Origin of the sequence: Streptomyces sp. NBC_00310, assembly GCF_036208085.1 — a bacterium.
Classification (GTDB): Bacteria; Actinomycetota; Actinomycetes; order Streptomycetales; family Streptomycetaceae; genus Streptomyces.
This window is the reverse complement of the sequence record NZ_CP130714.1, coordinates 321,155-333,842: the sequence shown is the minus strand read 5'-3', so window position 1 is coordinate 333,842 and position 12,688 is coordinate 321,155. Positions and strand designations below refer to the sequence as shown.

Here is a 12,688-nt window from a genome sequence, read left to right as displayed (position 1 = left end):
GCTCCAGTGTTACCGACCAACATGCAGAACGCAATATATTGCGTATGGCAGGAGGTCTCATGAACACCGCTCGTCCCCGCCCCGCCGACCCGGCCACCCCATCGCCCCGGCCCTCGGGATTCCTGCGGCGATGTCTGCGGATGCCGATCGGGATCCAGTCGATCATCGCCGTCGGTCTCGGAGCCCTCATCGGATCCCTCGCCCCCTCCGCGGGCGAGCAGATGAAGATCCTCGGAGACGTGTTCCTCAACATGGTGCAGGTCGTGGTCCTGCCCCTGGTCTTCCCGTTGATCGTGCTGGGCATCGCCCGCATGGAGTCGGTCAAGAAGGTCGGCCGCATCGCCGGCAAGGCGATCCTCTACTTCGAGATCGTCACCACCCTCATCCTGCTGATCGCGGTGGGCCTGGCCAAGTTCACGGGCATCGGCAAGGGCGCCCCCGTCGAGGGTTCCGACGCCAAGGACCTGGACGGCCTGAGCCAGGGCATCGACTTCCACGAACTGGTCCTGCACGCCTTCCCGAAGAACATCTTCGCCGCGTTCGGCGAGGGCAACCTGCTCGGCGCGATCGTCTTCGCCCTCCTCGTGGGCGTCGCGATGGCCGCGATCGGGGAGAAGTCCGAGCCCTTCGCCGCCGTGCTGGAGTCCGTCGCCTCGGTGATGTTCAAGGTCGTCGGCTACGTCATCCGGATCGCCCCGCTCGGTGTGCTCGGCTTCATCTCCTACGACGTCGCCCACTACGGCTTCGGCAACCTGCGCAGCCTGATGGGCTTCATCGCCGTCGTCTACGCCGGACTGGCCATCGTCGTCGGCGTGCTCTTCCCGCTCATCGCCGCGATCTACCGCGTCCGCTACGTCCACCTGCTGAAGTCCATCGCCGGTCTGGCCGGGATCGCCTTCGTCACCCGCAGTTCCGAATCGGTGCTGGCCCCGCTGATGGGCAAGCTGGAGGCGTTCGGCCTCAGCCGCTCCACGACCTCGTTCGTCGTCCCCCTCGGCTACTCCTTCAACACCGACGGCTCCGTTCTCTACCAGGCCGCCGCCCTGGTCTTCCTCGCCAACGCCTACGGCGCCGACACCTCCCTGCCCGCCCTGCTGCTCATGGTCGGCGTGCTGGTGATCCTCTCCAAGGGCATGGCCGGCGTCGCCTCGGCCTCCATCGTCGTCCTCCTCGCCGCCGGCAACTCCATCGGCCTGCCCGCCGAAGGCGTCGCACTGCTCCTCGGCGTGGACTTCATCGTCGACATGGCCCGCACCGGCGTGAACGTCATCGGCAACTCCCTCGCAGCCGCCGTCGTCGACAGCTCCGAGAACCGGCGCGAAGCCAAACGCGGCACCGGCGAGGCCGCCCCTACCCCGGCCCAGCCCGAGGTCGAGGCCCTGCAGAAGGAACCCGTCCAGTGACTGCCCCCACCAGCGCCCCCGCCCACACCCCCGCCCGCGCCACTGAGATCATCGGCATCCTGGGCGGCATGGGCCCGGCCGCCACGGCCGACTTCTACGCCAAGCTGGTCTCCATGACGCCCGGTTCCAGCGACCAGGACCACCTTCGTGCGGTCATCTGGTCCGACCCGACCATCCCCGACCGCACCGAGGCCCTGCTGGGTGACGGCCCCGACCCCACTCCCTGGCTGCTCGACGGCAGCCGTGTCCTGCGCGAGGCCGGCGCCACCGTCATCGCCATCCCGTGCAACACCGCGCACGCCTTCGTCCCGCGCATCGCCGACCATGTCGGCCTGCCCATCGTCCACATGATCGGAGAAGTCGCCCGGCATCTCACCCTGCTGAGCCCGCGCATCCACACCGCCGGACTGCTCGCGACCACGGGCACCGTCCGTGCGGGCCTCTACCAGGAGTGGCTGGACCGCTTCGGGATCCGCCTCATCCTGCCCGACGACATTGTCCAGGAACATGAGGTCATGACCGCCATCCGCGCGGTGAAAGCAGGCGCCCGCGACGACGCGACGACCGCGTCGCTGGCCCGCGCCGCACAGCGCCTGACCGAGCAGGGCGCGCAAGCGGTGATCGCCGGCTGCACCGAGATCCCCCTCGGGCTTCCCGTGGACGCCGTGGCCGTACCCCTCGTCGATCCGGCGCTCGTGCTGGCCCAGGCCCTGGTCCGCCGGGCCTTGGCCGAAGGCGGAGCCGTACAGGAAGTCGTACAGGAAGCCGTACAGGACGCCTTACGGCGAGAGACCGTACGGGGCGAGTGAGTGGCGATGTACTGTACGCAATATGTCACTTGACCGCCCTGTCTCTCGCCGCCTCCTCAGCGACGAGGTGTTCCACCGCCTGCGCGACTCCATCGTGCGCGGTGAACTTCCCCCGGGCGAGAAGGTCAGGGACGGTGAGCTCGCCGAGCGCCTCGGCCTCAGCCGCACTCCGGTGCGCGAGGCGCTCGCCCGGCTCGCCGACATCGGCCTGGTCGAGGCCAAGCCCGGCGTCTACACCCGTATCACCACCCTCAACCGCCGTGATGTCGAAAAGACCCTCGCCGTCCTGCGCTCCCTCGATCAACTCGCCATCGAGACAGCGGTTCCGGTTATGACCGAACAGGACCTGCGGCGGATGCGCGAAGCCAACCGCGCGTTCGAACGTGCGGTCGCCGCCAACGACACCACCGCCGCACTCGCCGCCGACGACCGCTTCCACGCCATCCCCATCGCGGCTGCGGACAACCCCGTGCTCAGCCGGATCGTCGAGCAGCTCCACCCGCAGATCCACCGCATCCTCTACCGCAAGTTCTCCACGCTGCTCGGCGGCCGCAACACCATCGAGCACCACGACGAACTCATCGACGTCTGCGCCGGCGGTGACGCCCGCGCCGCCGGCGAACTCTCCGGACACCACTGGTCCGAACTCGGTGGCCACATCAACCAGCTCTTCGACACCAACCAGTTCGCCGAAACGGCCACCTGATCGTCGACTACTTGGCGCTGCCGGGTGTCCGTGCGGGTTGGTACGTCCTGATGGCCTTGGCGGTCACAGGTGCGGAACCGGCGGTCGTACCGCCGGACGCCGAAGACGCCGAAGACGTCGAGGACGCGGCCGTCACTGGAGCGAAGGCCGCCAATCTGGCGGGTGCCGCCGTCGCGGGGCTGCCCGCTGCCGGGTTCGTGCTGGTGCCCGTCCATCGGGCGCCCCGGGCGGCCGCCGGGGATGACGCCGTGCGCGCCGCCTGTCGGGCACTGGCCGGCCCCGAGGGGCGGGAGCGCCCACTGGTCGTATGCTCCTCCTCCGTGTACGGGGCACCGAGGAGTCCTCCATGGCGGGGCGGTTCGAGTCGTTGCTGGATGTGCGCGGCCGGGACGAGTGCTGCTCACCGCCTGACCCGACTGCAGGGTCGGCTGGAGCAGTCCGACGCCCGCATCGAGGAAGTGCGCAAGCGGCTCGAACAGCCCCGTGACCCGGTGCCGAGGCTGCGAGCACCACCGTGGTGTTCCGTGTCGAGACCTACGGCGACCAGAGCCCCCGGGCTGTGCAACTCGCCGCGGCGGACCTATGGGAGACATGCCGCCGCTCCAGCGCCGCCCGGAACGAGGACGCCACGCTGAGCCGCGTGGACGACGGTGTCTCCACCACACTCATCCGCCCCGCCCTGCCGTCCCACGACGTGCTGCGCCTGCGTGGCTGCCTGCAGGACGCCCACACCAACCGCACGAGCGCCGTCGTCCTGAGCGAAGGCCAGGCCGGACACCGGAGGTGACCAGCTACCGAGAGCCCTGCGCCCCGGGGCCTCCCCGTGGCGCACGGCTCTCGGCCACCTCGCGATTGCCTCCCCGGTAAGCGGATCGCGCTACCCGTGTACGTCGGCGCGACCGTCGTCTTCGGTGGGGTCGGCCTCGCGATCGGCGAACCAACTCGTTCTGGGGGCGCGTGCCCCGACCGGGGTGGAACGATTGCGGAATGACGATCACGTATGAGTGGCGAGGCGACTTCGCCAACAGCGCCCTCAACGCGCTCCACGCCGACGGCTTCGGCCACCCGGTCGCTCAGACCGACTGGCGAGGACGACTTGAGCGCCACAGCCTCGGCTGGGTCTGCGCGTGGGAGGACGGCTCCCTGATCGGCTTCGTCAACGTCGTCTGGGACGGTGGCGTCCATGCCTTCCTTCTGGACACGGTGGTCGCCCGGCATCGCCGCGCGGAAGGTGTGGGCGCCGCGCTGGTCGCCGCCGCAGCTCGTGAAGCCCGTGCCGCACAGTGCGCATGGCTCCACGTCGACTTCGAGGAGCACCTGCGGCCGTTCTACGTCGATGCCTGCGGTTTCAAGGAGACGACCGCCGGTCTGATGGCCCTGTAGCGCGGCGGGTCAGGGCCGGGTGTGTTCGGCCCTTACTCACCAAAGCGTCGGGTCAGCGGTCACGTACGGCCGCGTAGACGCCGCCGTCGACCAGGATGTCGACGCCGCTGAGGAAGCTCGCCTCGTCCGACAGCAGGAAGGCGACGACGGAGGCCATCTCCTCCGACCGGCCGGTGCGGCCGAGGGGCGTGGCGTCGATCAGCCGCCGCATCGACGGATGGTTGGCCGCCTCCTGCCGGCCCTGCGGGGTGTCGACGACGCCGGTCGGTGGTCCAGGACGAGACGGCGACCCCGGGTGAGATCCTTGTTCTCCGGCAGAGTGGCGTCCCAGACCATCAGATCGAACCCGGCCCGCCTGAGCCGTGCCACCCCCTCGGCGGCACCGCCCGCCGTGTCGACGCGGTAGCCCGCCGGCTCCAGTACCCGGGTGAGTCCCTCGACGTCCTGGGGATCGCCCGCCACGACGAGAACGCTCGGCCGGTCCCCTGGGGACGTCGTCGACCCCTCATCGTTACCGCGCATGCTCGGAACCCTTGTCGCAGCAGGTTGCGTGACTTACGCGAGCATACGGCCTGCTCGGTGCGGCCCCAGGCCACTTCTCCGGGGAGTGGAGGGCCCAGCCTCAGCCCTTCGCTTGCGCGGACTCGGACTCGGACTCGGCCTGGGGTGATGTGCTCGGCTCCTGTGCGTCGGGAGCGGTGTAGTAGACGGACGAACCCTGCCTGGTGCGCTGGGCGTTGCTCTTGGCCACCAGCCCTTCGAGGGTGGTGCGCACGACGTTGGTCTGGATACGGCGGTCGGGGTGAGCCTGGGTGAGCGCGGCGGCGACCTCGGCGGCGGAGCGCGGTTCGCTCTGTTCGGTGAGGTGGCGGCGGATGAGCTCGACGAGGGTGGGCTGGGCCTTCGTGGGGGCCGTGGTCTTGGCGGCGGCGGACTTCTTCGTCTGCTTGCCGCCCTGCGGGGGAGGGGGAGTGGCCTTCTTCGCGCGGGTTCGCTTGCCTGTTTCCGAGGTGGTGGCGGCCTTCTGCCGGGGTACGGAAGGTGCCGCGACCCCTTCGGCCTCGGGAGCGGCCTCAGGTGTCACGACACCGAGGGCCTGCTGCATGTTCACCAGCACGCTCTGATCCCGCTGCATGCCCTGGAGTTGCTCCTGCAGGGCGTCGATCTCCGCACGGAGACGGTCCTGCTCCTTGGCGTTGCGCTCAAGGTCGGCGGCGACCTGGGCGGTGTACTGCGCCTTGAGATCGGTTGTCTCCGACGGTGTTTCGGTCATGGCAGTTCCTCCCGGCAAACGAATGACGCTGTGTGCGGATGGTACTCACCATCGCGTCTCTTTCGGCGCGGACAGCACCTTTCCTTGCGACCGCCGACGGCGACGATGTCCGGGCCACGACCGTCGGACCCGGCCGCACAGGTCTTCCGCCACCACCGAACGCCCCGTACGTGGTTGACCCCGGGCGGGCGGTCACACAAGTGTGCGCGCGGGCGAACCTCTCACAGGAACAGCGGCGCACACATGTCCATCGGCACCACGTCGGGGTGCGTACGGCGGCCTCGACGCCTCGACGGCCGTAGGCGGCCTCACCCATCACGTCGATGTCGCCCTGCGCGGCCGGCAGGACGGCGAACACCGAGCGCACCATGTCCTGGTCGTCGACGAGGACCACGCGGATCGTCATGCGGCCCTGCTCTCACTCGTCCTCCGGCCATGCGCCCCTGCACCGGGGTGAGGTCCGGCGCCGCCGTCGGCGCGGCGCGGTGCGGTGGTGTGCGCGGAGCCGGTCACCGGCGTTGTCCTGTCCTGGCGGAACCACGCGGCCAGGAGCAGTGGGTAGACCAGGTATCCGAAGCGGGTGGCCGGCATGAGGCACATGGCCAGGCCGAGTCCGAGCGCCAGCCGGTCCGCCGCGGCGACGACGGTGCGCGGCGGACGCACGACCAGTGAGACCGCCATCGCTACGGCGGTCGTCACGAGCGCCGCGACCGCGACGGCACGCCCACCCCGCACATACGTGGCCAGCAGATACCCGGGCAGCGGACTGGTCGCCGGCGATGTCACGCCGGCCGCGCCGAGGGGAAAGAGCACCACGTGCTCGGTGAACGCCCGGGGATTGACCAACGCCACGGGCACCACCACGAGACCCGCCACACCGAGGGCGACGAGACCCGCGCGGGCGGCGGCCCTGCGGCCCGCCGTGACCGCGACCAGCGCCAGGCCCACGGGCAGCAGGGGCCAGGCGGTCCACTTCAGCGCCGCCGCCGCTCCCATGGCCAGACCCGCCGCCGTCCCGGATCCACCGAGTCCCGCGAGCGCGAGTGCCAGACACATCAGTCCGATCACCGGCAGGTCGACCCCGCCCACCGCCAGCGGCAGGGCGACCGCCGGAAAGCCCACCAGCAGCAGCACGGTGTTCGGTCGCCTCGTCCGGCCCGCCGCGACGGGCCCGCGCCCGGCAGCTCCATGGCGGACGGCGAGCGCCATGGTCACCAGGAAGGCCCCGGCGAACCAGAACCGGGCGTCACCGAGCGGTGTCCCGCCCAGCAGCACGTGAGGCAGTCCGAAGATCGCCATGCCCGGCAGATACGGGTTGAAGTCGTCGACCCGCAGCGGGTGCGCCGCGTAGGGGCTGCCGGAACCGAGGAGCAGACCGGCCGAGTGTTCGACGACACCGACCTCGGGCTGAGCCACCCCCAGCACCATCAGCACGGCCAGCGGAACGCCCACCGCCCCCACGAGCGCCGCGATCGCGCCGGTCCTGCTCCAGGAACGCGGGGCCCGACGGGTCAGCAGGGCCGCGGCGCCGTAGCCGACGGCCGCGCACCCGCCCCACACCCGATGCTCCTGGATCGTCGTGACCACCGCCAGCATCAGCGCGAACCCCGCGCACACCGACCAGTAGACCCAGTGGACACGGTCCCGGCGCACCCCCTCCCACCGACCTCTCCGACCAGCGGCCGGTGCGCCATCGCCCGAGGAAGCACCGGAAACGACCGGACGCGGGGGCGCGGCGAGGGGTGGCTGAAGCGGCATGGCCGTGCTCCTGACGGACGGGAAGGAAGAAGGCTCCAATCTCCCGTCGCGCCCCGGGCCCCGACCTCGGCCGATCGGTCAGGACTCGTCGGTTCCGGCGGGGAGCGGTCGGCCGAAAGTCCGAGGCTGGGACGTCGGCCGATGCATCGGGGGGCCGATGCCCGGCACCCGGGCCGGAGTGGCATCGGCCGGAGTGGCATCGGGCGACGTGGCTCCGGGCCGGAGCGCACCCGGGCCGGTACCAACGGGACTGGCCGTCGGGCTGCGTGGGCCGGTGATGAGTGCCAGGCTTGGCTGCGTCTCGGCGTTCGTCGGGGTGGCCGGCATGCCGGGTGGCGGCGAGGACCGTCACACGTCCCCGGGCACGGTCCTCGCTGACCGGAAGGTGGCAGACAGTGAGTGTGAAGCCCTTTTCCGAGGAGTATCCGCGTGTCACGCCGTACATCTGTGTCGACGGTGCGGCGGCCGGGATCGACTTCTACGTCGCTGTCCTGGGCGCCACGGAACGCATGCGGATGGCGGGACCCGACGGCAGGGTCCATCACGCCGAGCTGGGGATCGGCAACTCGATCGTCATGGTCGCGGACGAGTTCCCGGACCTGGGGTTCCGCGGGCCGAAGTCGCTCGGCGGCACGCCGGTGAACCTGTACGTGTACGTCGAGGACGTGGACGCGGTCTTCGCCGAGGCCCTCGCCAGGGGCGCGACGGAGCTGAGCGCGGTCAAGGACGAGTTCTACGGCGACCGGGTCGGGCAGTTCGAGGACCCCTTCGGTCATCGGTGGCACGTCGCCACACATGTGGAGGACGTCCCCCCGGAGGAACTGGAGAAGCGGGCCGGGAAGGCCATGTCCGGCTGAGAGGCCGGCCCCGCTCACTCGGTCGGCGCGCCGATCCGTAGCCGCTCGCCCCGGGGATCCCGTCGTGGCCGGTGGCGGCCTGCTGCGGTCTCATCGTCGCAGGCCGCCACCAGCCACCATGACGCCGACCGGTGCCGGTGGCGAATCTCTGTTGCCGAGGTGGCGCGCCGCCCGTGACCCGGAGGGCATGAGGCACTCCCTGTGCGGCTGAGGCTGCGTCAGTTCAGGCCCCGGATCGGGGCCGCATGAGCATCGTGTCGTCCAGTGCTCAGAGGTGCCGCATCCAGATGTTGGGCTCCACATAGGTGCCCTGATCGTCGGAACGGTCGATCCTAAGCGGACTCAACCCGTCTGGGATGACGTAGTCACCCGATTCGGGAAACACCATGCCGGTCCACCGCTCCCACTCGGCGATCGTGCCGGTCATGGTCTGCGACTCGGGAGCCGCCGCGAGGATGCGTGCTCCGAGACGCTGGTGCGTCCGGACCCATGGATCGAGGGCCGTACCGTCCTCGCGGGTCCACTTCATGAACGTCTCGATGGAGGTCAGGGGATAGCGGGCCTTCGACGTCGGGCGTACCGGCGCGATGACATGTGGCCACCCGGCCTCCTCGGCGAGCCGACGCAGTGCGGTGAGTGTCTCCCCGGCCAGGCCGCGACCTTTGAGTGACGGGGAGACGATCGCCCCGCAGATCACCAAGGTGTCGGGGGCGATGCCCTGTTCTCGGCCCTCCACGGCGCGGATGGTCGCCTGGGTGTAGCCCGAGGGGAGTGTCTCCGTACGCCCGTCCCAGCGGATCGGTATGCCCCAGCCGGCCGCGACAGGAATGCCGTGCTCGTCCACCAGCGTGAGGTCGAGGTCGGCGAACCACTCCCTGATCCTTCCGATGTACTGCTTGGCCAGCCGATCGGCTGTGATGAACTCCGGGAAGCCCTCACTGAAGAGCTCTCGTATCTGCTCGTCGGGCCACGTACGTGCGTCGGTTCGCTCAACGATCAATGTCACCGGCCTGTTTATAGCGCACGCACGATCCACACAACAGGCATGGACCGGCCTCGCCGTGCCGTCACAACGGGGTGTCCGGCGAGGTGGCGATGGGGGCGTCCGGCCAAGACGAGTCGGGGTGCCTCGCGTCAACCCGCTCGTCAGGTCGACCGCGTCGCTGAAGACCAGCACACCGCCGGGCGTGATGTGAGCGGCTGTCCGGAGAGCGTGGCCGGTGGGCCGCCCGAAGCCCAGAACCCGGCTGTGGTGCTGGGGTTCCGTCAGGTGTCGAAGCGGTGGCGGGCGTTCTCGATGTGGCCGAGGTGCTGGTGCGTCCAGCCGCAGAGGGCGTCGACGGTGGTGCGCAGGGCGCGGCCCGGCTCGGTGAGGGTGTACTCGACCCGTGGTGGCACGGTGGGGTGCACCTTGCGGTCGACCAGGCCGTTGCGTTCGAGCATGCGCAGGTTCTGGGTGAGCATCTTGTGGCTGACGCCCTCGACCTCGTTGCGCAACTCGCTGAAGCGCAGGGTGCGTTCGCCGAGCGCCTCGATGATCAGGAGTGCCCACTTGTTGGCGACATCCGAGAAGATCTCCCGCGCCAGGGAGTCCGCGCGCCTGAGGTCCGCGTCCTCGGGCAGGCCCTTGAGCTCTTGCTTGGTCCCCATCACGTTCCCCAGTCACCGAAAGTGCGTTCGTCCCGTTCGGCAGCCACTCTCCGACAGTTCCCGAGTAACCACAAGAGAGTAGAGCGGAGGTCGAGCAGCACGGGGTCGCCGCACTGGCCGACGTCGGCGTCGCCGCTGGCGAAGCAGCGGCGGGGACCTGACGGAGCACCGCCAGGTCTCCGAGGAGAACAGCCCGGCAACGGCCCCGACGGAGCCAGCACCTGACGCTGACGGGAGTCCGCTCAGGCGCGTACCGCGTGGAAGAAGTGGGTCGGCTGTCGCACGGCGACGCTCTCGTGGACCTCGGCGCAGACCGCCGTGCCCGGCCGCTCGAAGACGCCGGGCGGGGCCTCCGCGACCTTGATCACCGAGCGGCCGGCCTCCAGCAGCCGCGCGGCCATCGCGAAGTCACCGACCAGCGCGGATCCTGGCGCCACATGCCGGTGGCGGCAGACCATCACCTGCTCGCGGGCGAGGTCGGCGAGGAGGCTGCCGGCGCCCACCAACTCCCCGTAGTAGTCCTGCGGGTTGATCATCAGGGCGTGGCCGGTGCCGCCCTGCTGCTCTATCTCGTTGAAGGCGGCGAGCACCCCGGCGGCGTAGGAGCCGGTGTACGGCAGCGTGGCCACATCCGGGTGGTCCACGATGTCCAGGGTCAGGGCGCGGTTCTCCGCGGTGCCGAGGCGGACCATGAGCCGGTGGTCGATGAACTGGGCCAGCGCGTCGGGTTGTCCGGCGAGTGCCTCGGGTATCTGCACCCAGGCGGTGATCGGCCGCACTCCGTAGGTGGCCGCCTCGAAGCGGTACGCGCTCTCCCGCAGTCCGCCCGACGCCCCCGGCACAGGGGGCCGGGTCTCGAACCACGACCGGACGGTCTCCGTCGTGACACGCTGTTTCTTGAACAGATTGCGGGCGGTCAGCCGCGGCCGGTCCTTCCCGGGCTGGAAGGAGTCGGTGATGGTGTAGTCGAACCGGACCTCGGCCTTGTCCGGGTCCTCGGCGAAGGCCCGGGCGAACTGCTCGCCCGGGGAAGCGGTGGTCGTCGAGGCGGTGGTCGTCGAGCCGGTGGTCGTCATCAGGGCGTACGTCCTTGGGATCGGGGTGGGCATCAGAGCGCGTGCTCGACCAGGCGCTCGTAGTACGGGAGATGGTGCTCGTAGAAGCCGCGCAGCCGTGCGTCGTTGTCGACGGTGACGGCGTACTCCTTCTCCGGAGCGCGGAACCCCGCGCTGGCGATGGCGTCGAGGTGCCAGCGCCGGTTCTGCCGCCACTCGGAGCGCTCTCCGGGCTGCCAGTTCAACGCCTGGGGCAGGAACGGCAGCCCGACCCGCTCGCAGTACGCCGAGACGACCGCCGCCGGGTCGGCGAGCAGCCGCTCCGCGGTGACGACCACCGGGCGTCGGCCGGTGATCTTCCAGGCCAGCTCGTAGAGGGCGTACTGGTGCTCGTAACCGACCTCGTGGCACGCCAGTTCGGGCTTGACCGCGTGGTGCGAGGCGATGGTGCGGGCCGGATGGCGGACGATGAAAGTGTGCTCGAACCCGGCGATCCGCTCCGGATGGTCGAAGAGATGCCGGTAGTGGTATTCGAGGGTGTCCTTGAAGAACACGGGCCGGCGCGTGCCGAGCCGCGCGAGGTGGGCCAGCAGCTCGCCGGGGTCGCGCAGTGTCGCCTCCCCGCCGTCCGGGTCCGGGACGGACACTTCGCCGTGGTCGGTGAGCAGCACCAGCGGTTCGTGCACGACGGTGAGGTCACCGCGCTCGATCATCATGCGGAGGAAGGCGGTGGAGACCGCGCGCGGGTGCGCCCACATCGCGATGACGGTCGGGCGCGGCGTCGCTCGCGGGGCTGGGGTCCCGGTCACATCGACCATGCCGTCGGCTGCCGGTCCCAGCGGTGCTCGCGCAGTTCCGCCAGCAGCGCCGGGTCGAGCGGCGGGGCTCCGGAGACGGCCAGATTGGCGCGTGCGTGCTCGGGGGTGCGCATGCCCGGGATGACCGTGCTGACGGCGGGGTGGTGCAGGATGAAGCGGAGCGCGAGCTCGGGCAGGGTGACGCCGACTGGGAGGATCTTCTTGAGGAGATCGGCGCGTTCGACGGTCGGGCCGAGGTTCTCCGGGCCGAAGTAGACGGCGCGCCAGTCCTCTTCGGGGAACGTCGTGTCCCGGGTGAGCCGGCCGGTGAGGCCGCCCTCGTCGAAGGGGACGCGGGCGATGATGCCGATGTCGTCGCGCAGCGCCCGCTCGAACAGTTCGTCCTCCGGGGCCTGGTCGAAGATGTTGTAGATCACCTGGATGACGTCGACGAGTCCGGTGTCGATCGCGCGCAGGCAGTTGGCCGGTTCCCAGCGGTTGACGCTGATGCCGAAGCCCTCGATGACGCCCTCCGCCTTGAGGTCGGCGATGACTCGCTGCCACCGCTCGTCGTCGCTCCAGCGGTCCTCCCAGACGTGGAACTGCAGCAGGTCGATACGGTCCGTGCCGAGGTTCTCCAGGCTGCGGTGGACGTATTCCCGGATGTGGCCGGGCGGGAAGACGTCGTCGAGGGTGTCCCGCGGGCCGGGCGGCCACTCACGGTTGAGCGGCGGAACCTTGGTGGCGACGCGGAGGCGCCGGTCCGGACGCCGGCGCAGCAGGGCGCCGAGCAGTTGCTCGCTCACGCCCCGGCCGTAGACCCAGGCGGTGTCGAAGAAGGTGCAGCCCTCCTCCACCGCCAGGTCCAGACAGTCGGGCGCCGTGTCGTAGTCCCAGCCGGTGAACCCGCCGGGGCCGCCGCCGATGCCCCACATGCCGTAGCCGATCTCGCTGACCTGCCAGCCGAGCCGGCCCATGGTGCGATGGCGCATGTCGT

15 protein-coding genes are annotated in these 12,688 nt (G+C 70.3%); 6 read left to right on the top strand and 9 right to left on the bottom strand.

Features of this window, described 5'->3' with window-relative positions; translation table 11 throughout:
* The first annotated feature begins 59 nt into the window (after positions 1-59).
* The 5 genes from OG202_RS01270 (at position 60) to OG202_RS01250 (ending at position 4,301) form a co-directional block, all read left to right on the top strand.
* Positions 60-1,403: a dicarboxylate/amino acid:cation symporter gene (locus OG202_RS01270; RefSeq protein WP_328222165.1), complete on the top strand. Its 1,344-nt coding sequence runs from the start codon at positions 60-62 to the stop codon at positions 1,401-1,403.
* A complete protein-coding gene (locus tag OG202_RS01265; protein ID WP_328222164.1) occupies positions 1,400-2,212 on the top strand; it encodes an aspartate/glutamate racemase family protein in 813 nt (270 codons plus the stop codon). Before OG202_RS01270 ends, OG202_RS01265 begins: the two co-directional genes overlap by 4 nt.
* A 22-nt stretch (positions 2,213-2,234) precedes the next feature.
* Complete coding sequence (locus tag OG202_RS01260; RefSeq protein ID WP_328222163.1) at positions 2,235-2,918, top strand: GntR family transcriptional regulator; 684 nt, start codon at positions 2,235-2,237, stop codon at positions 2,916-2,918.
* 517 nt (positions 2,919-3,435) lie between these two features.
* Positions 3,436-3,705, top strand: coding sequence for a hypothetical protein (locus tag OG202_RS01255; RefSeq protein ID WP_328222162.1), 270 nt, complete (start codon positions 3,436-3,438; stop codon positions 3,703-3,705).
* A 200-nt stretch (positions 3,706-3,905) separates the two neighbouring features.
* The gene (locus OG202_RS01250) at positions 3,906-4,301 is read left to right on the top strand and encodes a GNAT family N-acetyltransferase (protein ID WP_327731890.1); all 396 of its coding nucleotides are present in this window, start codon (positions 3,906-3,908) and stop codon (positions 4,299-4,301) included.
* A gap of 52 nt (positions 4,302-4,353) precedes the next feature.
* Here OG202_RS01250 and OG202_RS01245 read toward each other — a convergent pair whose 3' ends face one another.
* From OG202_RS01245 to OG202_RS01225, 4 genes are all read right to left on the bottom strand, one after another.
* On the bottom strand, positions 4,354-4,512 hold the full coding sequence (locus tag OG202_RS01245) for an SDR family oxidoreductase (RefSeq protein ID WP_327731892.1): 159 nt from the start codon (positions 4,510-4,512) through the stop codon (positions 4,354-4,356).
* Positions 4,500-4,823, bottom strand: a complete 324-nt coding sequence (locus tag OG202_RS01240; protein ID WP_327731893.1) for a hypothetical protein — start codon at positions 4,821-4,823, stop codon at positions 4,500-4,502. The genes OG202_RS01245 and OG202_RS01240 overlap by 13 nt, the downstream gene beginning before the upstream one ends.
* Before the next feature lie 100 nt (positions 4,824-4,923).
* Positions 4,924-5,574 (bottom strand): hypothetical protein, encoded by a 651-nt coding sequence (locus tag OG202_RS01235; protein WP_328222161.1) that lies wholly within the window; start codon positions 5,572-5,574, stop codon positions 4,924-4,926.
* Between the two features lie 402 nt (positions 5,575-5,976).
* Positions 5,977-7,227 (bottom strand): glycosyltransferase 87 family protein, encoded by a 1,251-nt coding sequence (locus OG202_RS01225; RefSeq protein WP_328222160.1) that lies wholly within the window; start codon positions 7,225-7,227, stop codon positions 5,977-5,979.
* Between the two features lie 500 nt (positions 7,228-7,727).
* Here OG202_RS01225 and OG202_RS01220 point away from each other — a divergent pair, with 500 nt between their 5' ends.
* A complete protein-coding gene (locus OG202_RS01220; protein WP_326573367.1) occupies positions 7,728-8,189 on the top strand; it encodes a VOC family protein in 462 nt (153 codons plus the stop codon).
* Positions 8,190-8,457: 268 nt separating this feature from the next.
* Here OG202_RS01220 and OG202_RS01215 read toward each other — a convergent pair whose 3' ends face one another.
* The 5 genes from OG202_RS01215 to OG202_RS01195 form a co-directional block, all read right to left on the bottom strand.
* Complete coding sequence (locus OG202_RS01215) at positions 8,458-9,195, bottom strand: hypothetical protein (RefSeq protein ID WP_327731897.1); 738 nt, start codon at positions 9,193-9,195, stop codon at positions 8,458-8,460.
* 260 nt (positions 9,196-9,455) lie between these two features.
* Positions 9,456-9,839, bottom strand: a complete 384-nt coding sequence (locus OG202_RS01210; RefSeq protein WP_326573363.1) for a winged helix-turn-helix transcriptional regulator — start codon at positions 9,837-9,839, stop codon at positions 9,456-9,458.
* A gap of 242 nt (positions 9,840-10,081) precedes the next feature.
* Entirely contained in the window at positions 10,082-10,915 is an 834-nt protein-coding gene (locus OG202_RS01205) for a family 3 encapsulin nanocompartment shell protein (protein ID WP_328222159.1), read from the bottom strand.
* Positions 10,916-10,947: 32 nt separating this feature from the next.
* A complete protein-coding gene (locus OG202_RS01200) occupies positions 10,948-11,652 on the bottom strand; it encodes a sulfotransferase family protein (protein ID WP_327731900.1) in 705 nt (234 codons plus the stop codon).
* Positions 11,653-11,699: 47 nt separating this feature from the next.
* The gene (locus tag OG202_RS01195; protein WP_328222158.1) at positions 11,700-12,683 is read right to left on the bottom strand and encodes an aldo/keto reductase; all 984 of its coding nucleotides are present in this window, start codon (positions 12,681-12,683) and stop codon (positions 11,700-11,702) included.
* Between the last annotated feature and the right edge of the window lie 5 nt (positions 12,684-12,688).